Raw genomic sequence first — 26,776 nt, forward strand, 5'->3', positions numbered from 1 at the left:
GTGCTTTTCAGCCTGGTGGCGTTTTCGTCCATGGCGCAGCAGCCTGCCCCGCCGCGCGCCCTGCCAGTGGAAGATGATGTGCCGAAGGCCATTCCTGTGAGCCCGCCGAAGGCACAGCCTGTGCCGGATGCGCCGCCAAAGACCAAGGGGCCAGATGATGACATGTTCGACTTTGCCACCCTGGCCTATGACCGCCAGGAGTGGGCCATGGCTTCGCAGTCCTATGCGAAGTACCTGCAGCAGTACCCCAGCGGCAGGCAGGTGCCCGACGCACTGTACCGAATTGGTGAGTGCTACATGAAGCAGAACCAGCTCAAGCAGGCCGCGGGCTATTACGAGGAAGTCGTGAACCGCTATCCGGACAGCGAGGGTGCCCCCTCCTCCGCCTATCGCCTCGGGGCGATGATGTTCAACGATTCCAAGTTTGCTGACTCGGCCAAGTTTTTCGGTTTTGCCGAAACCAAAACCAAGATCGCCGCCGTTCGGCTGGCCGCCGCCTACAACAAAGGCCGCGCCTATGAAATGCTCGGAGACAAGGCCAAGCAGGCCGCCGCCCTGAGCAGTGTGATCGCGGTGAAAACGGACAATCCCTACCGGGAAACTTCGCTGCTCACGCTCGGCAGCCTCTACCTCGGACAGGACAAAAAAGCCGAGGCGCTGCCCATCTTTGACGAGCTCGTGAAGACCAGCTCCGACCGCTCCATCATCGCCGAGGCCAGCATTCGTGCGGCGGTGCTCTATGCCGAGCTGCAGAAGCCGGAGGAATCCATCGCGATGTTTGAGAAGGCGCTGCGCATGCCGGAAACGAGCGAGCAAAACCGGGGCATTTCCCTCGTGGGCATCATTCAGGCACTCTACGCCAAGGGCGATTACGACGGCGTGATCGACTACTACAACAAGAACTCTGAGGTCCTGCCACAGGGAGCTTCACGTGCGAAGATGCTGCTGCTGGTCGCCCACGCCTACCGCATGCGGAAGAGCTACGCCCGCGCCGTCGAAGTTTACCTGCTCATCGAGCAGTACCATCCCGACACCGAGGAAGCCTTCAGCGCGGGATACTGGAAGCTGTACTGCTTCTACCTGCTCAATGACAAAGATCTGGGCGAGTTCGCCACGGCCTTCATCACACGTCAGGCGCCAAAGCACCCGGATCATGAATACCTTTCCCTGGCACGTCTGATCCGCGCTGACTTTTACTTCAACAAAGGCGACTACCAGCAGGCGGCGCTGAGCTACAATGAGGTCAGGCTCGACAAACTGCCTGAAAAGCTGCGGCCGGGCACGCTTTTCAACATGGGCTGGGCCCAGGGTGAGGCCGGACGCCATCAGGAGGCCGTCGGCACCTTCACCCGTTTCATCAACGAAAATCCCGGGCACGAATTCCTCCCCAAGGCCTATGCCCGTCGTGGCCTCGCGAACCGTGATGCCCGCGATCTGCCGAAGGCCAAGGCTGACTTTGAACACGTCACCAAAGAATTCCCCAAATCTGACGCCTGCGAACTTTCCTGGCTGCAGCTCGGCTTCATCGCGATGGAGCAGAAGGATCCGAAGGCCACCATCACCGCCTTTGAAATGCTGCTGAAAAAATTCCCCACCACCACCGCCGCCGCACAGGCCTACTACGGCATCGGCCGGGGGAACTTTGACCAGAAGATCTACGACAAGGCTGTTCCCGCCCTGCGCCGTTCCATTGAACTCGACAGCAAAGGCTACCTCGAAAAGTCCAGCCAGCTGATCATCCTCTGCGACTACGCACGTCAGAATGCTGACAATCTGGCCAAGACCATCGACAGCTACCTGCAGGCCAAGCCCGAAGGCGTGGTGCCCCCGAACATTTTGAAATGGCTCGGTCTCAAGCTCTACAGCGGGGACGACTACAAGCGGGCCGCCCGCTTCCTGGAACTCGCCGTCACGCCGCAAAATCCGGAAAACACCGAGCCCGTCGTGTGGAACTACCTCGGCATGGCGCAGCTGAACAACCAGAAGTATGACGCCAGCATTCAGGCGACGGACAACTTCCTCAAATCAGAACCCGACAGCGCCACGCGCTCACGTGCATTGTTGACCAAAGGCCGCGCCCAGCTCGGCAAAGGACTCTTTGATGAGGCTGACAAGGTGGCCCAGGATGCACTTCAGGTCGTCAAAGACGGCAGGCTTCAGGCCGAACTCCTCATTCTTGAAGGCGACATCTATGCCGCCCAGGGCGACAAGCTCGCAGCGGAAGGCCAGAAGGATGCCGCCGTGGCCAAATGGAAGGACGCCGCTGCCAAGTATGCCGTGCCCAGCCAGTTCTTTGACGATCCGGATGTCACGCCCAGCGCGCTCTACAAAGCTGCGCAAGTGCTGCAGAAAGCTGGAGACGCCGCCAAAGCCAAGCAGATGCTGCAGCAGCTTCAGCAGCGTTATCCGAAGTATCAGCCGAAGTGAGGAATCGGGGAACTCGTGAGGCGAGCGGTGTTGGTGATCAAGACCGCTTGTTGCGATCCCAGCTTTCACCCTGACCGCGTCTGCCGCCGCCTCCATCGCCAAAATTTCGCGGTGGGCGCTCCTCCTTCGGCCGTGCCTCGATCACCCGTAGCGGGCGTCCGCCGACATCCTTGCCATTCAGCGCATTGATCGCCGTGAGCGCTTCGGTTTCCACCGGCATCTCCACGAACCCAAAGCCGCGTGAGCGACCGGTCTCACGGTCTTTGACGAGACGGGCGCTGGAGACATTGCCGAAGGGGGCAAACTCGCTCTGCAGATCCTCATCCGTCAGGGTGTAGGGAAGATTGCTCACATAGAGGTTCATCGCATCAGGTATTGAAGACGAGCCATGGAGCACGTTTCAGAGAACAGGTCATGGCGTGAACCCGATTTTCCGTGTCTGCATCCATCGAGGGGCGCACACGGGGGTGAAGGTACGCGCTGGGCGGAGGGGTGTCAAACCGTCCCTGCACCGCCCCAGGGGCCGGTGGGGAAAGTTTCAGTTGCGGAGAATCCCTGAATTCGTATCCGAGTTCCTCGTCCCCATATCAACACGCGCACCATGAAATACATTCTCACCCTCGTCGCCTCTCTCAGCCTGCTGGCTGGCGTTTCCTCTGCCGCCGAGCCGCTGAACACCGTCTGCCCCATCTCCGGCAAGCCAGCGAGCCCGGCCATCACCAGCACCTATTCGAAGACTGTGGCCGTCTGCTGCAACCGCTGCAAAGCCCAGTTTACCGCCGCTCCCAAGGGCTACCTCAACAACATCCTCGTTGCCACCGCCGGCCAGTGCCCGCTGAGCAAAAAGAAATCCGATCCTTCCATCACCGTGACCTACACCCGCCAGGTCGCCTTCGCCGATGCCGCCAGCAAGTCCGCCTTCGACGCCGCACCTGACAAACACATCAAGGAAGTGCGTCAGTAATCGACCTTCCATTCCTCAAAGCGGAGCTGCGGCATGCGGCTCCGCTTTTTTTGTGAGATGAGTGTGGCGATAGTCCGCCTGCCCGTGAGCGTATGACAACATCTTGAAAGCCCAAGCCGCCACATCCACCGTCGATGCCCTGCGCGATCTTTTCGACGTGCTGCCGGACGTGCAGGCATGGATCAAGGATGCGAAACGCCGCTACCTTTGGGTGAACCATACTTTCCTGCTGAACTATGGCATGCACCAACTGGACGAAGTGCTCGGCAAAACGGATGATGATCTCTCGCCCGCGCACCTCGCGGCGCATTTCCGCGCAGGTGATGAAGCAGTGCTGGCCGGGCAGACGGTGCAGGGCCGCCTGGAACTTGTCGGTCGCTTTGATCATACGGCGGCCTGGTGCTTCACCACGAAGCGGCCTGTCTGCAATGCCCGGGGGCGCATCGTCGGCACGGCAGGCATCACGCGTGCGCTGGATGCCGCGCAGATTGATCAGCGCAGCGACATCCGACTCGGCGTGGTCATCGCACTCATGACCCGCCGGCTCGGTGAATCGGTGACGAATGCCGACATGGCACGCACTGCGGGCATGTCGGCACGCGCCTTTGAGCGCAGCTTTGTGCGCGAGTATGGCCTGCCACCGCAGCAGTATTTGAAACGCCTGCGCATTCAGACGGCCTGCCGTCTGCTGGTCGACACGCGCGAGTCCATTGCCGCCGTCAGTCTGCGCTGCGGCTTTGCCGACCAGAGTCACCTCACCCGCGCATTTCGCCGCGTGACGGGGCTCACCCCGGGCGCCTACCGTGACAAATACGCCGCCGCGAATATTCCACGCCCTGCCGCTTCTGTTCTATCCACGCGCCAAGCGAAGCGATAGCATGCGAGCACCATGAAGCTCCAACCAGGCACCACCGTCATCAAAAACGGTCAGCTCGTCGATGGCACGGGCAGGCCAGCCGTTCCCAATGCAGCGGTGATCATCACCGAAGGCGTCATCACTTACGCCGGGCCTGCCGCAGATGCCCCGCCTGCTCCTGACGCGCGTGTCATCGACGCCCAAGGCGGCACGATCATGCCGGGGCTCATCGAGGCGCACATCCACCTGACCTACTTCAATGTCTCGGAGCTGCAGGACCTCGACATCAAATTTCCCGTCGAGTACGTCACGCTGCAATCCGCCGTGAATGCCAAGACCGCGCTGGAATGTGGCTACACGGCGGCACGAAGCGGCGGCTGTCTGCACAACATCGATGTGTGGATGAACAAGGCCATCGAAGAGGAAATGATCCCCGGCCCGCGCCTCAGCACCAGCGGTCGCGAGATCTGCGGGGCAGGCGGCTTGATGGACTGGAATCCTGACTACCGCCGCATTGGCATGGAGGGCATTGTCTTCATCGTGAACGGTCCTGAGCAGGCGCGCACTGCCGTGCGCAAACTCGTCAAAGACGGGATCGAGTGGGTCAAAACTTATCCCACGGGTGATGCGGCCTCTCCCGACATCAACGACCATCACACGCTGTGCATGACCTTGGATGAAATGCACGCCGTCGTGGCCACGGCGCACAATCACGGCCTCAAAGTCACCGGCCACTGCCGCGCCACCGAGGGCATCCGCAATGCGCTCAAAGCCGGATACGACGCCATCGAGCACGGCACCTTCATGGATGACGAATGCCTCGACCTGCTGCTCAAGCGCAACGTGCCGATGTGCCCCGGCCTTGGCTTTGAGCTTTTCAGTGTGCAGCGCGGCAAGGAATTCGGCCTGTCTCAGCGGGTGCTGGACGGTCATCAGGAAACGCTGGAGGCCGGTGCTGAAAGCTGCCGCAAAGTCCTCAAGGCTGGTGGCACCATGGGCCTTGGTGGTGACTACGGCTTTGCCTGGACGCCCCACGGCACCTATGCGCAGGAACTGACGTTCTTTGTGAATTACGTCGGCTTCTCCCCGCTCGACACGATCAAGTGCGCCACGCTCGGCGGTGCAAAGATGATGGGGCGCGACAAGGAGATCGGCACTCTCGAAGCAGGCAAGCTGGCCGATGTCCTCGTGGTCAAAGGTGACGTGCTCAAGGACATCTCCATCCTTGAGAACCGCTACAACCTTCTTGCCGTCATGCAGGGTGGCGTGGTGAAAGCGGGAACGCTCGTAAAGCCTGCGAGTTTCTGATGCACCGTTCCGTTCCATCGTCATGAAGCCAACCCTTCTCCTCGCCGCCCTCCTCTCCGTCCCCGCTTTTGCCGCCGAGTTCAAGGTGGAACAGAAAGAAGACTCCGTCCTGCACTTCAGCACCGGTGGCAAAGCCATCTGCGATTACCAGATGGAAGCGGGCGATGTCCCCGAGGGCGTGGCCGCCGTTTTCAAACACGGCGCGCATCTGCACCCGGTCTATTCCCCCAGCGGCAAGCTCGTCACCGGCAATCACCCCGAAGACCACCGCTGGCATCGCGGCATCTGGATGGCCTGGACCAAGACGGAGTTCGGCGATTCTCACCCCGACTTCTGGAACCAGGGCAAAGGCGAAGGCAAAAACAAAAGTGGCGATCAAATCCTCGCCGAAGTGCGCTTCTCGAAACTGGAAAAAAGCTGGGTCGGTCCTGACGGCGGTGGCTTCATCAGCCAGCATCTGTTTCTCGATCACAGCCACGCGCCTGATCAAAAGGTGCTCAATGAAACGTGGGAGGTCGCGGTGGCGCAGAAGGAACTCGACGGCAGACCCGCCAACATCATTGATCTCACCAGCACGCAGACCTGTGCGGGAGCGCTGCCGCTGAAGCTGCCGAAGTACCACTACGGCGGTCTCGGGGTGCGCGGCAATCTCGCCTGGAATCAGGTCGATGCCGTGACGATGCTGACCAGCGAAGGCCATGACCGTGCCAAAGGTGACTCCACCAAGGGCAGATGGGTTCACATCGGCGGTCAGGTGGATGGCGCCCCCACTGGCATGGTGATCCTGATTCATCCCTCGAACTTTCGTTTCCCTCAGCCGCTGCGCCTCAATCCCAAGAACCCGCAGCTTTGCATCGCTCCATCGCAGGACGGCGACTGGTCCATCGAGCCGGGCAAGCCGTATGTCTCCAAATATCGCATCCTCGTCTTTGATGGCGCTCCAGATGCCAAATGGATCGAGACCCAATGGGCCGCCTATTCTTCTAATACCAAATAAACTTTCCCCATGCTCACCCGCCTCCTCGCTTTAGTTTTTTTTGCGTCTGCACTTGGTCAATCTCAGGGAGCCGATGCGCTCTTTGATAAATCCAACCTCGCCGCGTGGTGCATCGTGCCGTTTGATGCGGGGAAACGCGGTCCGGAAGAACGCGCGGCGATGCTGGAGAAAATGGGCGTGAAGAAATTCGTCTATGACTACCGCAAGGAACACATCCCGCAGTGGGATGAGGAGCTGAACGCGCTGAAGAAGCATCACATTGAGCTCATGGGCTGGTGGTTCCCGACGGTGCTGAACGACGAGGCGAAGCAGACGCTGGAACTTTTCAAACGCCATGGCGTGCATCCGCAGCTCTGGGTGAATGGCAACGGTGGCGCGATCCAGGTCAAAGACGAAGCGGATCAGCAGGCCCGCGTGACGAAGGAGGTCGCACGACTGGAGCCGATCTGCGAGGCCGCCGCTCCGCTGGGCTGCCAGGTGACGCTCTACAACCATGGCGCGTGGTATGGCGAGCCGGAGAATGCCATCGCCATCGTGGAGGCGCTGAAGGCCAAGGGCATCAAGAACGTGGGCATCGTGTACAATCTGCATCATGGCCATGGCCATCTGGATCGTCTGGCCAAAGTACTGCCGCGCATGCTGCCGCATCTGCTGTGCTTCAATCTCAACGGCATGGACATCAACGGCGAGGCCAAGGGGCGCAAGATCCTGCCGCTCGGGGTTGGCACTGAAGATGTGAAGGTGCTGCGCATCGTGCGAGCGAGCGGTTACAGCGGGCCCATCGGCATTTTGAACCACACCAACGAAGATGCTGAAGGCCGCCTGCTCGACAACCTTGCTGGTCTCGCCTGGCTGGTGCCACAGCTTGATGACAATCCGCCTGGACCGAAGCCGAAGTATCGCACCTGGAGCGACAAGCCAGCCGCCACCAGCTTCATCCTTAAACCTGCCATGACCGGCGAGGGCGTGCCCTCTCTGAGCAAGGAATTCGGCGAGGCGCTGAAGGGCAGCTACTTTGAGCAGGACAACGAGGCCTTCCGCACGCTGCCGATCACCCTTGAGTGCCGCGCCAAGCTGACTGGCAAAGATCACTACAACATTCTCATCGCCTCAGACGCCAAATCCTCGGCCACGCATTGGGAGCTCTACACGCATGCCAAGCGCGGCACGCTGGCGCTTTTCATGCCAGGACGCGGGGGTGATTTTGACTCAAAAGTCGATGTCTGCGATGGTCAGTGGCACGACTTCCTCGTCAGCATCGATGAAAAGAGCGTCGTGTTTTGGATCGACGGCAAACAGGCTTTCGAAAAACCGGTGCAACCGATCAAGGGCACGCCAGCAGCCGGAGGCATCGCGTTTGGCAGCCTGGTCGACGGCAGCATCGGCTGTGACGGGCTGATTGACGATGTGCGCATCGCGCGCGGCGTGATGAAGCCACGCAAAGGCACTGCGCCGCGCCTGCGCATGGACAACACGATCGGCATCTGGGACTTCGATCATCTCGACGCCCTCATGCCACCCAAGGCTCCGCCGCCTGCCGCCTTCAAGCCCGACCTCAAGCCGCTCCATCCTGAGGACAACGTGCACTGGCAGGAGTTTGTGAATCGCGAGCGCGTCTTCGACTTCTACGGCAAGCAGGCGCTGCAGTTCATGAAGCAGAAACCCCTGCCCGAACTGATCCCGCAATTCCCCGGCCTCGATGGCGGCCAGCAGGGCCACTGGGGCAATCAGAACGACCAGGTGACGTGGAAGGACGGCCGCTTTGCGAAGAGCGACTTTGGCTCGGTGTTCAGCTGTGTTTTCAAAGGCGCAGGACTGACGATTCCGAAGGCGGTGTGTGTGCGCTACGACGAGAAAGCCGCCGTGTTCAACCCGGAGACGCTGTCATTCCCCGTCGTTTGGACAGGCGGCTTCATCAGACTCAATGACAACCGCCACGGTTTCATGGGCGGGGCAATGATGGATGGCAAAAAAATCGGGCAATGGGAAACGCCGAAACTACCTGCTCATCAATATCACGGCTTCTATCGACACGGGGGAAAAGTCATTTTTTCCTATTCCATCAATGGCAAAGAAAGCCTCGATGCGGGCCGTGATCATTCTGACACCGATCTGAAACCGTTCACCAAAGGCGGCCCCGCCCAATGGCCCAAGTGGATCGAAACGAAAGGCAAGCTCGGCACGCAAAAGCCCTTCGCCACCGACACCATCGAGCTGCCCTTCGAGAATCCCTATGGCGCGCTGTTCTTCATCACCGCGCATGACTTCTTCAGCGATGGTACCGCGGCCATCGCCACGATGACAGGTGAAGTCTGGCTGGTGAAAGGTATTGATGAGAAGCTCGAAAAGGTGCGCTGGAAACGTTTCGCCACCGGATTGAATCAGCCGCTGGGCATGAAGATCGTGAAGGACAAGATCTACGTCCTCGGCCGCGATCAGATCACCTGCCTGCAGGATCTCAATGGCGACGATGAAGCGGACTTCTACGAGTGCGTGACGAATGCGATGCAGACCTCGCCGGGTGGGCATGATTTCATCGTCGGCCTCGAAACTGACAAAGAAGGCCGCTGGTATTTTGCCTCCGGCAATCAGGGCGTGTGCCGCATCACCGGTCGCGATCAACTCGAAGTTCTCGGCACCGGTTTCCGCAATCCCGATGGTCTCGGCATCTCGCCGGATGGCCGGTTCCTCACGACCAGCGGACAGGAAGGCGACTGGACCCCCGCTTCCTCCATCTTTCAGATCGAGATGGACCACAATCTGGGTGCGCACTTCGGTGCCGGCGGCCCGAAGAACGGCCAGCCGCCCGAGCCCGTGCTGATGTACATGCCACGTGGCGAGGACAACAGCGCCAGCAGCCAGGCCTTCATCACGGGCGACAAGTGGGCCTCACTCAAAGGCGATGGCAATTTCGTTCACCTCTCCTCCGGCGGCGGCAGCGCGTGGCTCGTGATGCGGCAGAATGTCAAAGGCCGCTGGCAGGCAGCCTCCGTGAAGATCAGCGGCAACTTCGACTCCGGTCCGCAGTGCGCGCGCTTCAATCCCAATGACGGCCACCTCTACGTGAACGGCATGCAGGGCTGGGGCAGCTACACGCCGAAGGACGGCTGCTTCCAGCGCGTGCGCTTCACGGGTGGTGAAAAGCCGGTGCCGATCGGTTTCGAAGCCCGCGACAACGGTGTGCTGCTGCGCTTTAACCAGCCGGTGAAAGACGCGGATGCCGCCACCTGCTTCGCCCAGTGCTGGAACTACCGCTATGGCCCGCAGTACGGCTCGCCCGAGTATTCCGTGAAGTATGCCGACACCCCTGGGCATGATCCGCTGGAAGTCCGCAGCGTGCAGAAGCTCGATGGCGGCAAGACGCTCTTCCTCGAAATCCCGCAGATCGTCACGGCGAGTCAGATTCATCTGCATGTGAGCACCGGGCATGACCTCTTCCTCACCGCCCACGCCTTGGCCGAACCCTTCACCGAATTTCCCGGCTACGCCAAAATCGCGAAGACGAATCACGCCTCGCAGATCGGCCTCGAAGCACCGAAGTCTGCCAAGCCCAACCCATGGGCCAAAGGCGAGGGTGGTCGCGAACTCATCATCGAAGCCGCGCTGGGCCTGCAATACGTGCAGAAGCAGCTCACCGCCAAAGCCGGTGAAAAACTCACCATCGTCTTCAAGAACCCTGACGTGGTGCCGCACAACTGGATGCTCGCCAAGCCGGGGACGCTGCAGAAAATTGGCAACCTTGCCAACCTCATGATCACCGATCCGCAGGGTCTGGCGAAACACTACGTGCCGGATTCCGACGACGTGCTCGCCTACACGGACATGACGAATCCCAAGGAGCAGTTCATCATCCACATCACCGCTCCGAAGGAGAAGGGCGACTACCCCTATCTATGCACCTTCCCCGGCCACTGGATGGTGATGAACGGGGTGCTGAAGGTGGAGTGACCGGCATAAAAAAGGAGGCCGTTCTGACGAACGGCCTCCGGATAAGTTAGAGCTCTGAATGACTTCAGGCAGCCGCCACAGCCGTCTGCCCCTGCACACCAAGGCCTTCGACGCCGAGTTCGATGACATCGCCAGCCTTCATGAAGACAGGATCGGGCTTGAAGCCGAGGCCGACTCCAGGAGGGGTGCCAGTGGTGATGACGTCTCCGGGCAGCAGGCTCATGAACTGGCTCAGGTAGCTCACCAGCTTCTGCACGCCAAAGATCATCTGCGCGGTGCTGCTGTTTTGAATGGTCTTGCCATTCAGCTTGAGCCAGAGTTTCAGATTCTGCGGGTCCGGGATTTCATCGCTCGTGGCGAGGAAGGGTCCGAGGGGCGCGAAGGTGTCGCAGCTCTTGCCCTTCACCCACTGGCCACCGCGCTCGAGCTGCCATTCGCGCTCGCTGTAGTCATTGTGCACGCAGTAGCCGGCCACATGGCTCATCGCATTCTCTTCGGAAACGTAGCTGGCCTTTTTGCCGATGACGAAGGCGAGCTCGACTTCCCAGTCGGTCTTCTTGGAGTTGCGCGGGATGACCACATTGTCATTCGGACCGACAATGGCGCTCGTCGCCTTGAAAAACACAATCGGCTCCGCCGGAATTGGCATGCCGCTTTCCTTGGCGTGGTCCACATAGTTCAGGCCGATGCAGATGATCTTGCTCGGGCGTGCGATGCAGGGACCGAGGCGGGTGTCAGCACTCACCGTCGGTGCAGAGGCCGCGTTGGCCTTGGCCCAGGCGGCGAGACGTTCCAAACCATCGCCTCCGAAGAATTTTTCATCGTAGTCGCTGCCAAAGGCGCTCGCGTCGATACGGCGGCCATCTTCCAGCTGCAGGCCGGGTTTTTCTTCTCCAGGGTTTCCAAAGCGGATCAGTTTCATGGTGGGTTTTTAGTTGGTGTGATCTTGTTGTTTCAGCGGGTCGCCTTCGTGATTCGTGTAACGGCCGATGAGCGGATACTGCTCCAGCTCCGCCACGGTTCCGGTGACGGGGAAGCTTTCGCGGCCGACCCAGTAAACAGCTGCGGCAGCGATGTCTTCCGGCATCAGCAGGCGGCCCATCGGGACAGCGTAGGCAGGCAGTCGGTCCGGCCAGCCTTCGCCGAGTCCGTCGCCGAGTTTCACCTGATATTCGTTCTCCGTGAGCGTCCAGCCCACATTGAGCTGGTTCACACGCACGCGGTCGGTGCCGAGGGCGTCGGCCAGATTGCGGGTCATCGTCATGAGCGCGCCTTTGGACATCGAGTAGGCCAGCAGATTCGCCTGACCGCAGTGGGCCAGCACGGAACCGATGTTCAGCACCACGCCCCGGTTCTTCTTCAATTCAGGCAGCAGCGCGCGGATCAAGAGCATCGGCGCACGCGCATTCACGGCGATGATGCGATCAAACATGGCCGCATCCGTCTCGCCAATTTTGGCGCGGTTGGTCAGCGCCGCGTTGTTCACGAGAGCATCCACCTTGCCGAAAGCGGCAATCGCGTCGGCAGCCAGTTTGGCCGGATACGCGGCATCCGCGAGATCCCCCTGGCAGAAGGCCGCCTTGTCCTTGCCGAGTTCCTGGCACAAGGCCTCGCCGCGCGCCGCATCGCGGCCATGGAGGATGACTTTGGCGCCTTCGGCGACGAAGCGCCGCGCCATGAATTCGCCGATGCCGGTGGTGCTGCCGGTGATGAGGATGACCTGGTCTTGAAGTCGCATGTTCGTCGGGGTGATTTTGGTGAGCTGTTTTCTATGGCGAGCACGAGCTGGTGCTCAAGGCTGCAACTCCAACATTTTAGGATTCGTCGTTGAACGGATGGGCAGGTGAGCTGGAGAAAGATGCCTCACTTCTCCAACGCCCAGGCGATGCCGTTCAGCAAGAAGCGCCGGAAGGCGGGCAGCTTGAAGTCATCCCAATGCCCCAGCGAGGTGTAAAAGATGCGGGCCTTCTTCTCGCCATACCTGTGAGTCCACGCGACGGGCTCCGTTGCCATGCCGGGGAGTGTTCCCATGAGCAGAGGTGTGGTCCCTTTCTGCAGCGGTGTGTTTTTGTACAGACCACCATGGCCGACCAGTTCGGCAACGGTGACTCCCTTGAGAATGGGATGCGACTCCGCACCCGGCACCAAAGTGATGGTGGCGGCGTCTTTGCCATAGTGGCCGGTGTAGTTGCCGCCCAGCACCTGGGGGTCAAAATCCTGCCAAATCGCCAGCCCCGCCTTGGGCGCGGGCTCCTTGGGGCGCAGGGCAAAGCAATGGCTGGCGGTGCGGATGCCCACCAGCGGCTTGCCAGCGGCCAGATGGGCGCGCACGGCATCGATTACTTCCGTCGGGGGAGTGCGGCGCCGTACACTGATGAGGAGAAGATCCGCATCCCGCATGGCCTCCACGAATCCTGGGAACTGGTTCTTGTCCGTCGCGTCCGCCTGAATGAGGGTGACGCGATAAGGTGCGGCCTTCAGTTCTTTGGCCGCAAACTCCGGCAGGGTCTCCCAAGTGTGGTACTCCTCCTCGCCAATCATGATGACGATGTGAGGTGGTTCCGCTGCCTGCAGCTGCCATCCGAGAACGGCTGTGAAGAAAAGCAGCGCGCGAAAGACCAAGGATAAGTTCATAGGATTGGAAGTCTGTTCAGGGTTTCGATGCTGCTTGAAGTGTCGCCTTGGCCACCGCCCAGTTCTGGTTTGGCAGAGCCTCCCACACGCGCAGATGGCGGAAGCTGGCCTCGGTGCCGGCCCCCAGCATGATGCTGTGCTTGGCGACGCTGATGAGCGGATTGCTCAAGGTGGTGCTCTTGCCGTCCAGCGTGCCCACGACTTCGTCGCCTTTGATTTCCAGCACGACCGTATGCCATTCGTTGAGTTTGATAGGGGTCAGCACGCGGCTCACCGGCCCTTTGTCTCGTTGTTTGGTGGCGGGATTGATGCGGTCAGCATCATACGGGGTCAAAAACAGACCGCCCGGGCCGATGCTGAGGGAGATCACATAATCCTTCACATCCGTCGCCTTCACAAACAACGAACGATACTTGCGCCCCTCATCAGGCACGTCGTTCAACCGCACCTCGCATTGAATGATGGCATCGGCGAACTGGAACCCAAACGAGGCTGTTGCCGGATGGTTGGCACCGGGGCTTTCGACGCCGGTAAAGCAGCCATCGGCCAGTTTCCAATACCCCGATTTGCCACCAGCAGTCCCGGCATTGTAGCGCCAGCCGGTAAAGCCGCTGGCGAAGCCCTTGGGTTTGCCAACCACCGGCGCAAGAGGTGGCGTGAAGTCTTCGCTGACCAGCAGTTTGCCACGCGTGGTCATGAGCGTTTTTGGCAGTTCATCAGCGGCCAGGGCAACGCAGGTCCAGGCGCATAACAAAAGAGTGAGGGGGGCTTTCATGGGGATGGTTATCGGCTGAGGTTGGTCAAGACTTCCAGCGCTTTGGTCTCAAAAAGTTTCTGCCACTCAGGTGCGACCAGCGTGTCGCAGTCCTCCTGAGCGTAGCCGGGATTGAGGCGCTGTTCCACGGTGGGGGTGTACCAGATGTAGCCGTTGGTGTAGCCGGAGACATGGGTGTTCGCATCCTTCGCGGCTTTCTTGATGTTCAGGCCCACCTGCACCGTGACCTCACCGGGAAAAGTCACCCATTTGAAATCGCCGACTCGCAGGCCGCAGACCTCAGCATCGAGCGTTTGGTCACCTGCCGCCTGGGTCTGTTTGAGGTGCATTTTCAGCAGCGCCAAGTTCGCGTTCAGCCGTGTGAGCCGCTCCATGATTTCGATGTTGGCGAGGTAGTTTTCCACCAGCAGTCGGTTGTCCGCATCGAGCTGAGAGATGGCCTTCCGATCGAGGGCCTGATCGTGCAGATAGCTCTGTGAGTAGTGCGAGGGCGTGTCCGGCCAGAGTCTGTGCTGGAGCAGCAGCGGCAGGAAGGTTTTGAAGTTGATGTTCGTGGGCTTGAGCGCCGCGACGAGTTTTTTCTGCTCCGCCTCGATGTTGCTGATGCGTGCGGTGTAATCCGCCGCGCGTGGCACGGCGATGGTGGCATTGCTTATTTTGAGAACGCCATCGCCTTTGGTTTCGATCTTTCGTACTGCGGCCAGAACGGTCGCACCGAGCATTGAGCCGAGTGGCTCCGCATCCGGAGTGCGCGTGACTTCCTTGTAGCGCACGGGATTGATGTCTCCACCGCAGCCCTGCACAAAGAAGGCCATCGCGCCGCCGCCGAGTGCTTCTTCGATAACCTTGGAGGCAAAGCCCGGATAATCGGCGGAGCAGCCCTTGCTCGGCGGATTCATGATGGGATGACAGGCGAACTGATAGAGCACGGCCAGCGGTGTGCCATCGGCACGATCAAGCCGCAGCAGCCCGACCTGAGGATCGATCGGTCCCACGCTCGCGACATCCTCATCTCGCGGCATCGAGTAAGCACGGCGCATGTCCACAGTGCTGCCATCCTTCATCTTGAGCCGGCGGTTTTCGCTGATGCGCGTCTCCGAGCCCACGCCACAGCCCGCTTTCACGGGGACGAGATTCTTTGCCGCCTCCTTCACCGCCTGAATGACGAGTGGTTCAAGATCGCCACGCACGATGCCATGGCAGTGGCTGGCATTGACCACGATATTGGCGGGCGGAATGCCCAGCCCCTGCAAGCCATTGCGCACGGTGGCCATGAAACCATTGCCGACGCGCCCAATGCCACCCACCGCCACGGCATCCAGCGTGATCAGCACCGCCGTGGTGCCGCCGCTTTTCAACACGAGCGCCTTGGCGAAGCACGGATCATTCACCAGCGGAACGGTGCGGTCTGTGATGTCAACTTTGGCGATACCGGCGAGCATTTCGGCCCTGGCAGTGGCCACAATGGCAAGAAGGAAAAGGCAGATGGTTCTCATGGTTCGTTATTTCTGCAGGGTCCACACCACCGCATTGAGCAGCAGCCGCCGCACATCCGCGCTGCGCATGTCTTCGGGCGCACCGAGGCTGGTGTAGAAAATGCGGGCCTTGGCAGCACCGTAGCTGCGTGTCCACGCGACCGGCTGCGGAGGTGTGGTGGCTCCGGCCTGCGCAGTGCCGATGAGAATCGGCGTGGCATCTGCGGCCAGCGGCAGCACTTGATACAGCGACTGATATCCGCGGATGTTCGCCACATTCACGCCATCCAGCAGCGGCGTCTTGACTCCATCAGGCACACTGACGCTGTAAGGCAGGCCCTTGGTTTCATAGCCGGTGTTTTCACCACCGAGAACCTCATGCGTGAACTCCGGCCAGGGAGCGAGACTCGCATCCACGACCTCCTTGGGCATGGGAAGAAAGGCGTGGTTCGCCGTGCGGATGCCCAGCAGCGGCTTGCCTGCAGCGAGGTGCGCACGGATGGCGGCCATCTGCTCCTGCGGCGGAAAACGGCGGCGTGAGAAAAGCACCAGCAGATCCGCATCCTTCAGCGCCTCGACGAGTCCGGCAAAGTGATGCATCTGCGGCTTGTCCCCATCAATGACCGTGACGTGATGCCCCAGCGGCCGGAGTTCCTTCTCCGCGAATTCACGCATCGTCCTCGGCGCTTCGTAGTTGTTGGGGTCTTCCACCGTCATGATGACGATGTTCGCGGCGGGCGCGGCGCAGGTGAGCAGAGCGAAACAGAGCAGGATAGATTTCATGGTGATCAATGAGCATCCCAAAAACGCTTTGGCATGATGAGATTCAGCAGAACAATTTGTGTCATGACATGTTCACGGCGTCACCGTGACCGAATAATCCGCCTCACGCGGAGGCACGTCAAAACGCAGCGCGTCAGCACCCTCGAGCTTGCATGGCGTCGCGGGAATGACTGTGCCCTGCGTATTTTTGATGCTCACGTTTGGCAGCTTCCATGCTGGCGGCAGCGCCATTTCAACCGTGAGCGGCTGATCGTAGAGGGAGGCATCGGTGGCGCAGGTGAGTTTGAAACTGAGCTGCTGCGCGTCTGATTTGATCAAGGTGAGCTTCGCGGCATCCCGCTCGGTCAGGTATTTGTAGATGTCTGCCATGCCTGCGATCCAGAGATCAGCATGATGTTGTCTGGCGATGTCCATGGCCGCACGGAAGTTCTCCTCGGTGCTGCTGAGGCCCGCACCAATGTAGTGGTAGTGAATGCGGCACCAGAGGCCGCGCTGGAGGTGCTGCTGCAGAATCCGTCGAAAATTTTCGACACGATTGCCATAGCTGTCGTCCATGCCCGTGCTGTTTTCTGAGGCATCGAAATGGTGATACTTGTCGAGGTAGTAGCGCAGGGAGCGCGTGGTCTCCCAGCGCGTGCCGCCGCCAAGGTTCAAAGCGGTGAGCCTGCTCCTGCCGGGTGTCATCTGCCAAATTGCCTGAGCGGCCTCGCCAATCTCGGCCTCCATGTCCACATCACCCAATCCACCCCGGTGATGCGCCGAGTGGTTGGCGAGTTCGTGCTTGCCTTGCTTTGCCAGCGCTTCCCAAGCCGCACGCTGCTGGTTAAATTCGGAAACGCGACGGCTGCCCGGTTCGGAGGCGCCGGGATTGACCATGAAGGTGCCGCGAAAGCCATAGCTGTCGAGAATGGGCACCGCTTTGCTGAGATGCGTGGGGTGTGAGTCGTCAAAGCGGATGCTCAAGGCCGCATCCCGGCCATCGTGCCATTTCGCGATGTGCATCTTCACGCCGCTGATGGGATCTTGAATGGTCCGGTCTTTCTCCGTTGTGGGCTTCGTCCAGCCGCCAGAAGGCGGGATTGCCTCAACGACGCAGCTCGTCACGCCCGCAGGCAGCGGGACGAGGAGCTTGAACCACTCGATGCCACTGCGACGAACCAGCAAAGCGTTTCCTCCGGGATCGCGCACCACCACATCAGCAGCGGGCCAGGCCTTGGGGCCGCTGTTGGGCAGATCGATGCGGATCGTTTGCGGCGCTGCCTCCGAATTCGGAGCCACGCTGATCTGCAGCTTGAATGGCGCGGCAAGCACAGCGGTGATGGCGGCCTGACTGGCGGGATCAGCGGGCGCGACCTTCACGCCGCCCAGATCTGGCGATTGAGCATGAAGGGCGGCCGCCAGCAGGCTCAAGACAAGAGCAGCGAGTGCTTTCATGAGATGTTCACTTCAGTTTTTCAAACAGCTCCTCCAAGCCCGCGACGATCTTCGTCGAGGCGTCAACTTCGAGGCAGGCTGACCGCGCACGCCACGTTTCGTAACCCCCGAGCTGATGCTGTTCCGGCGTGGGCAGATAGCCGTGGTAGGCGTTGGCGAGCGACACCGTGAAAGTCTGCGGATGACGCTTCTTCATTCCGAGGCCGATCTCCACAAAGACTTCCGCAGGGATGGCCGAGACACGCAGCTCTCCAATTTTGAGGACTTGCAGCGGGGCCGAGACTTCCTTGGGGAAATCCGCCAGCAGAACCGTTTCACGCGCATACACCTGCTCCATCGTCTCCATGCGGGGGAAGAGCTTCGACTGCTTTGTCACCGCCCGCGCTTTCTCCACTTCCTCCTGCGAGGGGATGCGCAGGCCCAGCGTGATCTCCTTCTGCGCGACGCCCAGCGGCACCCAGTCCTGATACTTCAGCGTTTTGCACGCACCTGCCACGGCCTGCGCCACATCATTGGCCACGATCTTGATGCGGCCATACGGCCCCTCTTTGGCCTGACCGCCACGGAAGTCGATGTTGTTAATGTCCCCGCTCGTCCCGTTCGACATGATGCCCACAAAGGGCGGGTCCTGACGATCCGCGCCGATCAGTTCACCGACGCGGTTCGCAAACACACCGTAATAATCCGCCGAGATATGCCCGGGTCCCACCCCGCCCACATAATGCAGCGAGTAGTTGGCATACAGGGCAATGGGTTTCCCCTCTGCTGATTGCACGCTGATGAAACTAACTTGCGGATCGGTGGGACCAGCGGGCTCAAGCAGGTTGGGGTTGTTGATGCCAGGATTCGTCTTCACCTGATCGGTGGTGACCCCGTGCGGCGTAGGAGGAATGCCGCCAGGCTTCATTTTCCAGCGGCGGTTGTACACATGCTGCGGCACATCGACGCCGCCCCATGCGATTTTGGCAGGCGCCAGATTGTTCAGTGCGCAGCGCACGCCATCGGCAATGCGCCTGGCGAGAAAACGCTGATACAGCGGGTTTGGCTCGCTCTGGCCCACGGCCTGCGCGGTGCCGCAGGAGTGCGAATGCGTGGCGGACATGAGCATGTTTTCCAGCGGCAAACCGGTCGCTTCGTTCACCATCTTCTTCGCATCATCAAAAATGCCACGGCCAATGACACAGCTGTCCGCCACCACCAGCACGAGCTTCGTTTGCCCATCATCCAGCGCCAGGCAGCGTGCGTGCAGTTCATCGTGGATGAACACGGCCTTGCCATCTTGAAAGCCTCCATTGATCGAGCTGCCAAGCTCCGGGGTGATGTTGCTCGTGGCGGCTCCGGCTTTGAAAACACGGGCGGGATCAGCCGCGTGGGCAGCCTGTAACATGACGCAAAGGGCGAGGAGCAATGATCTCATTCTCCCAATACGCACGCAAAACCCGGCCTCAATCGCTCAACTCCTGCGTCTTCATGTCCGGCGCCCACCAGATGACGATGATGCCCAGTGCGTAGATGGACGCACAGATCGCACCGACGCGTGCATAGTCACCGCCCAGCGCGGTGAAAAGAAAGCCCGCTGCCAGCACCCCCGCCGCCGTGCCAAAGCGGCCCGAATTGTACGCCAGACCGCTGCCCGTGGCGCGAACACGCGTGGGAAACAGCTCCGGCAAATAGAGGGCCAGCCAGCCAAAGAACAGCGTGGCGACAAAACCCTGGGCGCAGACAATGGGATGAAACGAAGGCTGCAGCGGAGCCGTCAGCTGAAACATCGCGAGGGTGATGCTCACCGTGGCGAGGCTGATCAGGCAGTAGCTCAGCCTTCGCCCCAGCCAGATCGCGCACTGCCCGCCCATCAAGCTACCCAGCGTGGCGCCCAGCGCCCACCAGCCTTGAGTGGCGGCCTTGTAGTCGCCTTGCGCAGCACCGGCGATCTTGTCAGCCCAGGGAATCATCCACTTGCTGGCCGACCATGCGCCGACCATCGGGACGGAGCTCAATACAACGCCCACGAGAGTGAGGCGGAGCAACCCGGGCTGAAACAATTCACGCAAGGGAGTCACTGGGCTCTTGGCCATGCCACGCGATGCGAGCCACTTCGGCGATTCGGGCAAAGACAGGAGAACGAAGACACCCAGCAGCGCAGGCAGGCCCGCAAACTGAAACACCCAGCGCCAGGAATCCGGCGTGATGTGCCACTGTCGCGCCACCTGGGAGAGCGCCAGGACGCCGAAGTTCAGTCCGGCCATCATCGCGCCTGAAACCAGCGGGCGTGAGGCGCTGGACCAGCACTCCGAGACGAGCGCGATGCCATTCGGCCACAAGCCGCCGACTCCCAGCCCCACCAGAAAGCGCAGCGCCAGCATCTGCTCCTGCGTCTGCGCATAGGCACCCAGCGCGGCAAAGAGGGAGTAAAACAAGATGGATACACCCATCGCCCGCGTGCGCCCCACACGATCGCCAAAGCTGCCGAGTGTGATGCCACCGATGGCTGCACCGAGCATCAGTGCCGCGGTGAAGCGTGCGAACCACGCGCCTCCAAGCTCTGCCGTGAACCCAGCCCCCAGCAGGCTTTTAGACACCGAGAGCGATGCCACCGGCATCAGGCCGAGTTCCACTCCGTCAAAGACAAGTGCCAGAAAAACGGCGACCAGTACCAGATAGCGTTGGGCGGGACTCATGGTTCTAGAATGGCCTGGATTACCGCGCTGTTGTCCGCTTCGCCATAACCGAGCGCCTCCGCTTTTTCGAGCAACCGCCGATGAGTTTCGCTCAGCGGCAACGGCAGTTTGCTGGCAGCCTGCATGAGACGCACATCCTTCAGATGCTGCGAGAGTTTGGCCTGCGGCGTGAAGTCCTGCGTGATCATCTTCTCGCCTTTGGTGTCCATGATGCGGGAGTAGGCCATGCTGCGGCGCAGCACATCCAGTGTTTGCGTGAGGTCAAGGTCCAGTTGCTGCGCAAATGCGAGTCCTTCCGCCAACGCGGCGCGATTCAGACCAAGCACGAGATTTGTCACCAGCTTCATCTTCGCGCCGCTCCCGCAAGGCCCCACATGGATCACCTCGCGTGCAAATGATGCGAACCAATCACGACAGCGCTCGAACACGGCCGCATCCCCTCCAACCATGACCAGCACGTCCTGCTGCAACAACTGCGCGCTGCTGCCGGAGACCGTCGCATCGAGATAATGCACGCCACGCGCCAGCAGCTCCGCTCCTATCGCCGCCATTTCACGCGGATCTCCGGTGGTGGTATCCATGATGATCTGCCCCGGCCTCAAAGTGGCTGCTCCGAGCACGGCGCGGACGACGTCGGAGTTTGGCAGGCAAAGGAAAACCCCATCGCAGGATTCAAACACATCGCTGGCAGCCGGGGCATTCACACAGCGGGCAGCATCCGCATCCCAGCCCAGCCCCGCCCCGGTCATCTTCATCACGGCACCGCCCATCAGGCCCATGCCGATGATGCCAAGAGAATTAACCTTCGATTCACTCATGAAAGACCAAAGAGCTGCCTCGCAGTGCCCGAAAGGATTTTTTGCTCATCTGCGACAGGAAGTTTCAGGGAACGCAGGGGCTCGATCATTTTCTTCGGCTCCACCCAGGGATGATCGCTGGAGACAAGCTTCTCTTTAATGATCGAGCCATAGAACTGCACCCCCAGCGCATCGGGGGTGCCGGGAGCCCCTCGCTTCACCACAGGGTTGTCCGGATGCCGTGTGGGCTGGCGCATTTCCAGCCGGAGATTTGAATCGAAACGCTGTCGAAAGCGGATACCGTTGTCGCCTTCGTCTCATCAAAGTAATCCGCCGCATGGGCGGTCAGTGCACCGCCCATCAGCACCAGGCTGACGATGCTGATGGACGTGAACTGATTCATGCGCGTTTAGCCGTCGATGTTCCAGCCGTCGCGATACTCCTTCTTCATGAAGGCGTTCGCTTCGGGCGTGTCCGGGCTGGTGCCGGTTTTGCCATCGTACTGGATCTTCTTGCCAGTGCGGTAGGCTACGAGGCCGAGCAGCATCATCTCGATCATGTTGGCGCTGTAGCCAAAGTTGCAGGCGGTGGGCTTGCTCGGATCGCGGCATGCATCAAACCACTGCTTCTGGAAGTGGCCGAGGTCAGGCAGCATGTCCTCCTTCTTGCGCGGCTTGTAGTAGCTCATGTCGGCGTCGTTGCCGTAGGGCAGGATGAGACGTGAATCGAAGTCGGCGATGAGGAAACCCTTCGTGCCTTTGAACATGGCACCATGGCCGATCTGCGTCAGGTCGATGTGCTTCTTCGGCGAGCTCGGCATCGCGCCACCCTGATACCAGGCGACCGTGATGGGGCCGCGCCAGTCGTTTGCGGGGAGTTCGAAATGCGATTCGCACTTCACCGGCGTCACGTCGGAGTTGTAAGCGTCGCCCTTGGCTTCGGCGGAAGTGGGCAGGCCGCCGTCCACGGCGTTCCAGAGCAGATCCATGGTGTGGCTGCCCATGTCGCCGATTTGCCCGGCGCCGAAGTCCCAGAACATGTTCCAGGAAAGGCAGTTCGCACCGGCTCCCCCGGAGAAGTAAGCGGGATTGTAAGGATGGAACGGCGATGGGCCGAGCCACAGATCGTAATGGAATCCTTTTGGCGGCTCACCTTCCTCAGGGAAGTAGCCGGGCTTGGGGATCTGGCGGTTGCCCCAGGCGTAGGCGGCTTTCAGTTCACCGATGGCCCCGTCGCGGATGAGTTCGCGCACGCGGTTGAAATTTGGGTTCGCATGCCGCTGCATGCCCACCTGCGTGGCCAGCTTGTCCTTCTTGGTCTCCCAGGTCGCGCGCACCGTGCGCGCTTCATTCACTGTGATGGCCAGCGGCTTCTCGCAGTAGCAGTGCAGGTTGCGCTTCAGCGCCCAGTTGGCGATGAAGGCGTGCGTGTGGTCCGGCGTGCAGACGACGACGGCATCGAGCCCCTTGTGATCAAGGCACTTGCGCCAGTCGATGTAGGTCGTGGCATTCGGAAAACGCTTCAGCGCATCGGGAAAACGCGCCTCATTGATGTCACACAGCGCGACGACATTTTCCTCTGCGATGGAGTCGTAATGCGCGAGACCTCGGCCCCAGACACCGATGAGGGCGACATTGAGTTTGTTGCTGGCGGCGTTCTGGCCAAACAGCGGACGGGTGATCATGCTCCCGGCGACGAGACCGGCAGCACCGACGAAACGGCGACGTGAGAGAGGCGTGGGTTGGGTGCTCATGGCACGGCATGAAACGACGTGTGGCGTCGTTCTCAAGCAGCAAGGTTGGTCGATTCCCGCTTTTCCCCGGCCAGACCGGCGGGGAAAAACGATGCTTGCTTATCAGCCGCCAATTTCAGAAAATCAGATAACAACCTAAAAGCCATGGATATTCCTACCGCAGCCAAAACCCTGTTGGAGCACAAGGGCCGGGACATCTGGACCATCCCGCAAACGGCCACGGTCTATCAGGCCATTCAGATGATGTCTGAGAAAAACATCGGCGCCCTGCCAGTGGTGGAAGGCACCAATCTGGTCGGCATCATTTCAGAGCGCGACTACATGAGCAAAGTGGCGCTCCACGGCAAATCCTCCAAGAAAACGCCGGTCAGCGAGATCATGACGCGAGATCCGGTGACCGTGGGGCCTGATCAAACCGTCTCCACCTGCATGGAGATCATCACGGAGCACCGCATCCGCCACCTGCCCGTGCTGGATGGCGAGGAACTGCTCGGCATTGTTTCCATTGGTGATCTCGTGAAATGGATCATCGCCACCCAGCGCATGACGATTGAGCAGTTGAACGCCTACATCTCAGGCGGCTACTCCGCCTGAGCGCATCACACCAAGGTGTTCGGCCTGTTCCAGCGAATCCTGCCCAGCAGCAGATCGCCTTTGAATCCATGCTTGGGCAGCATGCCGCCGTCGGTCACCCACGATTCATGCGGTGAGATGTTGGTGGTCTGGAAATTGCCCATCAGCGGCACTTCATTCGGCGCATTCACCCCGTCGCCTTCCAATGGCAGCACGATGCGCTCCGTGTCGCGGATGAGACGCAGCGTTTTCAGATCCACCTGGGCCATGAAGAGCGGCGCGCGCCAGCGCATCACCTTCACATTGCTGGCGTCTTTGCGGGTATAAACCAGATGCAGCGCCTCGCTGTGTGGCAGCCAGTGCTGCTGCGTGGTGCTCATTTCCAGCGGTGTGCCATCATCCCAGCACCATGGCTGCTTTTCTTCGAAGTCGAGTCCGTCATCACTCGCGGCGACATAACCGCGATTGTCCTCCGCACGCAGCGTCGTGTAAAACTTCCCGCGATACCGCACGAGGGATGGCTCCAGCAGTCCGCGACCTGCGGCGTGTTTGATCTCGCGCCCCACCTTTTGAATGGCCAGCGTCTCGCCATCAAACGAGCAGCGTACCCCGGCGGCGGAGCGGCTGGTCTGCTGTGCGCCAAAAGACATCACGAACGCAATGCTGCCGTCTTCCAGCACCTCACGCTGGCCGCAGTTGTTTGTGTAAATATTCGCGCCGCGCGGGTCATCCCAGAGCAGACGTTTGCGCTCCGACCACCGGCCGTCCTTATAAACCGCATACACTGGGCAGCGTGCCGGCTGATTGCGGTCAAACTTCGGACCTTTGTAAAAGACGTTGTGGCCCATGGCCAAAACGGTGCCGGTTTTCGCATGGTACTGCGGCACCACATCGCACACGCCCTCTTCGCCTCGACCGTCCGTCGTCGGCACACGGCCCAGCGGTGGCACGGGCTGCGGTTCCGACCACGTCTGGCCCAGATCACGCGATTCCATCCAATGCACGGGCAGAAAGAAGTCTGAGCCACGGATCTCCTGCATCGTCATGAACACCACCGGCCCGTCCTTCCCCGGCACCAGGCAGGGCCGTGGATGAAACCACGAAGGACCGCTGCCGTTACGCCCACGCTTGAGCGTGATTTTTTCCACCGAGGCAATCAGCGGAGACGCTGACTGCCCGGAGGCCAGATTGGCGGCCAGCAGGCCCGCCGTGCTTTGTTGAAGGAAACGACGGCGGTTCATGGTGGCGCAGGCGCTGAGTTATTTCGCTTTAGGCTTCGCCGGCAGACCCTGGCCGGGCTTGGGGTCGAGATTGGCCGTCATGTCTTCATCCGTCACGGTCGAGGCCACGCCATCCGCAGGAATCTTGGCCTTCGCCGTCCAAAGGATCGCGTTCAGCACCAGCTTGCGCTGCTCGTTGTTCGCCCATCCCTTGTGGTAGTGGCCGCCGGTAAAGCCAAAGCCACGACCGCCATCGGCACGCTCGCAGGCCCAGGCCACATGCTGCTTCTCCTGCTTCTTCACGGACTCACGCACGGTTGGGTTGCCGCTGTGCGCACCATCCGGGCGGCTCATGGTGGATTCCGGAGCCACATCGCTCAGGATCGGAGTGACACCTTGCATGTTCGGGCGGAAGCGCATGAAGAAGTACCATTCGTCGTTCGTGCCGAAGGGTTTCACGCCGGAGCTGATCGGATGCGCAGGCAGTTCTTTGAAGTTGGCATCCCAGTGCGGGTTCACGCTCCAGTTGATCTCAAAGCAGCCGCCCATCCAGTCGATGAACTCCTTGCCGCCCTTTTCAATCGTCGGCTCCACCGCGTAATGCAGCGTCAGGAAACCGCAGCCGCGCTTCATCTCCTTGTCGAGCTGGGCCAGGCGATCGCCTTGCAGAGCCGGATGTCCGCCGCCGCCGTCGGAGTAGATGACGACCGTGTCAGCCTTGGAAAGCTCCTCCTGGGAGGGCCACTCGCCATTCAGGTGAAACTTGATGTCCACCTGGTCCGCCGCGCCCTGCTCCAGGCACTTCTTCAAAAGCTGGATGCCCGCATTGTGCTCATGCTGGCCTGGGCCGTGGGAGGGCTTGCCCGCGATCATGACGATGTTTTTTTTGTCCGCCGAAAACGCGGAGCCGAGAAGTGAAAAGGCCAGGAAGGCGGTGAGCAGATGCTTCATAGAGTGAGGTTGGACTGTGGAATGCAAACGCCCCGAGCGCACGCAGCATTTCAACCAGCCGCGACGAACTTCGACAGCCGCCCCGAGTTCTGGCACGCCTTCCGCTAATCTTTCTCCTCCGCCCGACCGCATGCCCATCTCCAAGAGCCGCCCGCAGACCAATGTTTTCTATGCCTTTGCCTTCGTGGGCGTGGTCATGGCGGTCTTCACCGTGGGCTACCGGGTGGCGGGGTGGTCGTGGAGTGATGCCTTCTACATGGTCGTCATCACCGCCTTCAGCGTCGGCTATGGCGAGGTGGCGCCTATCACTGACCCGTGGCTTCGCATGTGGACGGTCATGCTGATTCTCTTTGGCTGCACCGGCATCATTTTCGTCACAGGTACGCTGGTGCAGTGGCTGACGGAGGCGCAGATTCAACGAGCTTTGGGAGGCAAACGCATGGAAAACGAAATCGAAAAACTGACCAACCACGCCATCATCTGCGGCTACGGCCGCATCGGCCGCATGATCGCCAGCCAGTTGCAGGCTGGTGGCATCCCCTTTGTCATTGTCGATCAAGCGACGGACCGCGTGGCCGAGGTGCGGGAGGCAGGCTTCCTCACGCTGCAAGGCGAAGCCACCGACGAAGCCGTGCTGAAACACGCCGGCATCAGCCGTGCCCGGGTGCTGGCCACCGTGCTGCCCAATGACGCAGCCAATGTCTTCATCACCCTCAGCGCGCGGAATATGAATCCCACGATTCAGATTATTGCACGCGGTGAGGTGCCCTCCACCGAGCGCAAGCTGCTGCAGGCAGGTGCCAACCGCGTCGTGCTGCCCGCGCACATCGGTGCGGACCGCATCGCCCACCTGATTCTGCACCCAAACACGCGCGACCTGATCGGCGGCCAGACCAAGGCCAGCATCGACTTTGACCACCACCTCACCGAACTCGGCCTCGACATGGAGGAGATCGAGATCCGTGCGGATTCGCCTTGGGTGCATAAGCGCATCTCCGAAGTCGAAACCGGCACCGCCGGGCGCATGCTCCCAGTGGCGATCCTGCGCAAGGAAGGTGCCACCGATCTGAACCCCAGCCCCTCCGCGATGCTCATGCCGGGTGACGCGCTGGTGGTGATGAAACGTGTGCTGCGGCGCTCCATGAGCTAGGACACTGCATTTTCCAGTCAAGCTGGCTCGCTGCCTGCGTCTGCACTGCGGAC

At 60.6% G+C, this 26,776-nt stretch carries 24 protein-coding genes; 8 read left to right on the plus strand and 16 right to left on the minus strand.

Annotation, left to right across the window (positions count from 1 at the left end):
* On the plus strand, positions 1-2,427 hold a 2,427-nt coding region (locus ACILSL_RS11110), incomplete at its 5' end, for a tetratricopeptide repeat protein (protein WP_395732097.1).
* A 37-nt stretch (positions 2,428-2,464) separates the two neighbouring features.
* Here ACILSL_RS11110 and ACILSL_RS11115 read toward each other — a convergent pair.
* Positions 2,465-2,779 carry an RNA recognition motif domain-containing protein gene (locus tag ACILSL_RS11115; protein WP_395732098.1) on the minus strand — a complete coding sequence of 105 codons (315 nt, stop codon included), beginning with the start codon at positions 2,777-2,779 and terminating at the stop codon, positions 2,465-2,467.
* Between the two features lie 249 nt (positions 2,780-3,028).
* Between ACILSL_RS11115 and ACILSL_RS11120 the strand changes: the two genes are divergently transcribed.
* The 5 genes from ACILSL_RS11120 to ACILSL_RS11140 all read left to right on the plus strand — a co-directional run bounded on the left by ACILSL_RS11120 (position 3,029) and on the right by ACILSL_RS11140 (position 10,500).
* Positions 3,029-3,391 (plus strand): hypothetical protein, encoded by a 363-nt coding sequence (locus ACILSL_RS11120; RefSeq protein ID WP_395732099.1) that lies wholly within the window; start codon positions 3,029-3,031, stop codon positions 3,389-3,391.
* Between the two features lie 103 nt (positions 3,392-3,494).
* Positions 3,495-4,268 carry a helix-turn-helix domain-containing protein gene (locus tag ACILSL_RS11125; RefSeq protein ID WP_395732100.1) on the plus strand — a complete coding sequence of 258 codons (774 nt, stop codon included), beginning with the start codon at positions 3,495-3,497 and terminating at the stop codon, positions 4,266-4,268.
* A gap of 12 nt (positions 4,269-4,280) precedes the next feature.
* Positions 4,281-5,555, plus strand: a complete 1,275-nt coding sequence (locus ACILSL_RS11130; protein WP_395732101.1) for an amidohydrolase family protein — start codon at positions 4,281-4,283, stop codon at positions 5,553-5,555.
* A 22-nt stretch (positions 5,556-5,577) separates the two neighbouring features.
* The gene (locus ACILSL_RS11135; RefSeq protein WP_395732102.1) at positions 5,578-6,552 is read left to right on the plus strand and encodes a PmoA family protein; all 975 of its coding nucleotides are present in this window, start codon (positions 5,578-5,580) and stop codon (positions 6,550-6,552) included.
* 9 nt (positions 6,553-6,561) lie between these two features.
* Positions 6,562-10,500 (plus strand): LamG-like jellyroll fold domain-containing protein, encoded by a 3,939-nt coding sequence (locus ACILSL_RS11140; protein WP_395732103.1) that lies wholly within the window; start codon positions 6,562-6,564, stop codon positions 10,498-10,500.
* Positions 10,501-10,564: 64 nt separating this feature from the next.
* On the opposite strand, the gene ACILSL_RS11145 is transcribed toward ACILSL_RS11140, so the two are convergent.
* The 13 genes from ACILSL_RS11145 to ACILSL_RS11205 form a co-directional block, all read right to left on the minus strand.
* Entirely contained in the window at positions 10,565-11,422 is an 858-nt protein-coding gene (locus tag ACILSL_RS11145) for a fumarylacetoacetate hydrolase family protein (protein ID WP_395732104.1), read from the minus strand.
* A gap of 9 nt (positions 11,423-11,431) precedes the next feature.
* On the minus strand, positions 11,432-12,238 hold the full coding sequence (locus ACILSL_RS11150) for an SDR family NAD(P)-dependent oxidoreductase (RefSeq protein ID WP_395732105.1): 807 nt from the start codon (positions 12,236-12,238) through the stop codon (positions 11,432-11,434).
* 125 nt (positions 12,239-12,363) lie between these two features.
* Complete coding sequence (locus ACILSL_RS11155; RefSeq protein ID WP_395732106.1) at positions 12,364-13,134, minus strand: ThuA domain-containing protein; 771 nt, start codon at positions 13,132-13,134, stop codon at positions 12,364-12,366.
* 16 nt (positions 13,135-13,150) lie between these two features.
* The gene (locus ACILSL_RS11160) at positions 13,151-13,909 is read right to left on the minus strand and encodes a hypothetical protein (RefSeq protein ID WP_395732107.1); all 759 of its coding nucleotides are present in this window, start codon (positions 13,907-13,909) and stop codon (positions 13,151-13,153) included.
* Positions 13,910-13,917: 8 nt separating this feature from the next.
* Positions 13,918-15,405 carry a hypothetical protein gene (locus ACILSL_RS11165; RefSeq protein ID WP_395732108.1) on the minus strand — a complete coding sequence of 496 codons (1,488 nt, stop codon included), beginning with the start codon at positions 15,403-15,405 and terminating at the stop codon, positions 13,918-13,920.
* Between the two features lie 6 nt (positions 15,406-15,411).
* Entirely contained in the window at positions 15,412-16,167 is a 756-nt protein-coding gene (locus ACILSL_RS11170) for a ThuA domain-containing protein (protein WP_395732109.1), read from the minus strand.
* A gap of 72 nt (positions 16,168-16,239) precedes the next feature.
* Positions 16,240-17,601 carry a polysaccharide deacetylase family protein gene (locus ACILSL_RS11175; RefSeq protein ID WP_395732110.1) on the minus strand — a complete coding sequence of 454 codons (1,362 nt, stop codon included), beginning with the start codon at positions 17,599-17,601 and terminating at the stop codon, positions 16,240-16,242.
* Positions 17,602-17,608: 7 nt separating this feature from the next.
* Positions 17,609-18,988 (minus strand): hypothetical protein, encoded by a 1,380-nt coding sequence (locus ACILSL_RS11180; RefSeq protein WP_395732111.1) that lies wholly within the window; start codon positions 18,986-18,988, stop codon positions 17,609-17,611.
* A gap of 58 nt (positions 18,989-19,046) precedes the next feature.
* Positions 19,047-20,279 (minus strand): MFS transporter, encoded by a 1,233-nt coding sequence (locus ACILSL_RS11185; protein WP_395732112.1) that lies wholly within the window; start codon positions 20,277-20,279, stop codon positions 19,047-19,049.
* Positions 20,276-21,097, minus strand: coding sequence for an NAD(P)-dependent oxidoreductase (locus ACILSL_RS11190; RefSeq protein WP_395732113.1), 822 nt, complete (start codon positions 21,095-21,097; stop codon positions 20,276-20,278). Before ACILSL_RS11190 ends, ACILSL_RS11185 begins: the two co-directional genes overlap by 4 nt.
* Positions 21,094-21,333: a hypothetical protein gene (locus tag ACILSL_RS11195; protein ID WP_395732114.1), complete on the minus strand. Its 240-nt coding sequence runs from the start codon at positions 21,331-21,333 to the stop codon at positions 21,094-21,096. The genes ACILSL_RS11190 and ACILSL_RS11195 overlap by 4 nt, the downstream gene beginning before the upstream one ends.
* Positions 21,294-21,479: a hypothetical protein gene (locus ACILSL_RS11200; RefSeq protein WP_395732115.1), complete on the minus strand. Its 186-nt coding sequence runs from the start codon at positions 21,477-21,479 to the stop codon at positions 21,294-21,296. Before ACILSL_RS11200 ends, ACILSL_RS11195 begins: the two co-directional genes overlap by 40 nt.
* Positions 21,480-21,485: 6 nt before the next feature.
* Positions 21,486-22,829 (minus strand): Gfo/Idh/MocA family protein, encoded by a 1,344-nt coding sequence (locus ACILSL_RS11205; RefSeq protein WP_395732116.1) that lies wholly within the window; start codon positions 22,827-22,829, stop codon positions 21,486-21,488.
* A 144-nt stretch (positions 22,830-22,973) separates the two neighbouring features.
* Between ACILSL_RS11205 and ACILSL_RS11210 the strand changes: the two genes are divergently transcribed.
* On the plus strand, positions 22,974-23,423 hold the full coding sequence (locus ACILSL_RS11210) for a CBS domain-containing protein (RefSeq protein ID WP_395732117.1): 450 nt from the start codon (positions 22,974-22,976) through the stop codon (positions 23,421-23,423).
* Positions 23,424-23,428: 5 nt separating this feature from the next.
* Here ACILSL_RS11210 and ACILSL_RS11215 read toward each other — a convergent pair whose 3' ends face one another.
* A complete protein-coding gene (locus ACILSL_RS11215; RefSeq protein ID WP_395732118.1) occupies positions 23,429-24,643 on the minus strand; it encodes an exo-alpha-sialidase in 1,215 nt (404 codons plus the stop codon).
* A gap of 18 nt (positions 24,644-24,661) precedes the next feature.
* Positions 24,662-25,573: a ThuA domain-containing protein gene (locus ACILSL_RS11220; RefSeq protein WP_395732119.1), complete on the minus strand. Its 912-nt coding sequence runs from the start codon at positions 25,571-25,573 to the stop codon at positions 24,662-24,664.
* Positions 25,574-25,703: 130 nt separating this feature from the next.
* Here ACILSL_RS11220 and ACILSL_RS11225 point away from each other — a divergent pair, with 130 nt between their 5' ends.
* Positions 25,704-26,723 (plus strand): potassium channel family protein, encoded by a 1,020-nt coding sequence (locus ACILSL_RS11225; protein ID WP_395732120.1) that lies wholly within the window; start codon positions 25,704-25,706, stop codon positions 26,721-26,723.
* Positions 26,724-26,776: the final 53 nt, after the last annotated feature.

This window comes from Prosthecobacter sp. (assembly GCF_044222345.1).
Taxonomy (GTDB): domain Bacteria; phylum Verrucomicrobiota; class Verrucomicrobiia; order Verrucomicrobiales; family Verrucomicrobiaceae; genus Prosthecobacter.

Bases quoted from the DNA above. Each gene is read 5' to 3' on its own strand.
- ACILSL_RS11155 (WP_395732106.1), bottom strand. From the start codon at position 13,134: ATGAACTTATCCTTGGTCTTTCGCGCGCTGCTTTTCTTCACAGCCGTT.
- ACILSL_RS11130 (WP_395732101.1), top strand. From the start codon at position 4,281: ATGAAGCTCCAACCAGGCACCACCGTCATCAAAAACGGTCAGCTCGTC.
- ACILSL_RS11190 (WP_395732113.1), bottom strand. From the start codon at position 21,097: ATGAGTGAATCGAAGGTTAATTCTCTTGGCATCATCGGCATGGGCCTG.
- ACILSL_RS11210 (WP_395732117.1), top strand. From the start codon at position 22,974: ATGGATATTCCTACCGCAGCCAAAACCCTGTTGGAGCACAAGGGCCGG.
- ACILSL_RS11140 (WP_395732103.1), top strand. From the start codon at position 6,562: ATGCTCACCCGCCTCCTCGCTTTAGTTTTTTTTGCGTCTGCACTTGGT.
- ACILSL_RS11180 (WP_395732111.1), bottom strand. From the start codon at position 18,988: ATGTTACAGGCTGCCCACGCGGCTGATCCCGCCCGTGTTTTCAAAGCC.
- ACILSL_RS11160 (WP_395732107.1), bottom strand. From the start codon at position 13,909: ATGAAAGCCCCCCTCACTCTTTTGTTATGCGCCTGGACCTGCGTTGCC.
- ACILSL_RS11145 (WP_395732104.1), bottom strand. From the start codon at position 11,422: ATGAAACTGATCCGCTTTGGAAACCCTGGAGAAGAAAAACCCGGCCTG.
- ACILSL_RS11120 (WP_395732099.1), top strand. From the start codon at position 3,029: ATGAAATACATTCTCACCCTCGTCGCCTCTCTCAGCCTGCTGGCTGGC.
- ACILSL_RS11135 (WP_395732102.1), top strand. From the start codon at position 5,578: ATGAAGCCAACCCTTCTCCTCGCCGCCCTCCTCTCCGTCCCCGCTTTT.
- ACILSL_RS11215 (WP_395732118.1), bottom strand. From the start codon at position 24,643: ATGAACCGCCGTCGTTTCCTTCAACAAAGCACGGCGGGCCTGCTGGCC.
- ACILSL_RS11225 (WP_395732120.1), top strand. From the start codon at position 25,704: ATGCCCATCTCCAAGAGCCGCCCGCAGACCAATGTTTTCTATGCCTTT.
- ACILSL_RS11175 (WP_395732110.1), bottom strand. From the start codon at position 17,601: ATGAAAGCACTCGCTGCTCTTGTCTTGAGCCTGCTGGCGGCCGCCCTT.
- ACILSL_RS11185 (WP_395732112.1), bottom strand. From the start codon at position 20,279: ATGAGTCCCGCCCAACGCTATCTGGTACTGGTCGCCGTTTTTCTGGCA.
- ACILSL_RS11165 (WP_395732108.1), bottom strand. From the start codon at position 15,405: ATGAGAACCATCTGCCTTTTCCTTCTTGCCATTGTGGCCACTGCCAGG.
- ACILSL_RS11195 (WP_395732114.1), bottom strand. From the start codon at position 21,333: ATGCGCCAGCCCACACGGCATCCGGACAACCCTGTGGTGAAGCGAGGG.
- ACILSL_RS11205 (WP_395732116.1), bottom strand. From the start codon at position 22,829: ATGAGCACCCAACCCACGCCTCTCTCACGTCGCCGTTTCGTCGGTGCT.
- ACILSL_RS11220 (WP_395732119.1), bottom strand. From the start codon at position 25,573: ATGAAGCATCTGCTCACCGCCTTCCTGGCCTTTTCACTTCTCGGCTCC.
- ACILSL_RS11170 (WP_395732109.1), bottom strand. From the start codon at position 16,167: ATGAAATCTATCCTGCTCTGTTTCGCTCTGCTCACCTGCGCCGCGCCC.
- ACILSL_RS11200 (WP_395732115.1), bottom strand. From the start codon at position 21,479: ATGAATCAGTTCACGTCCATCAGCATCGTCAGCCTGGTGCTGATGGGC.
- ACILSL_RS11150 (WP_395732105.1), bottom strand. From the start codon at position 12,238: ATGCGACTTCAAGACCAGGTCATCCTCATCACCGGCAGCACCACCGGC.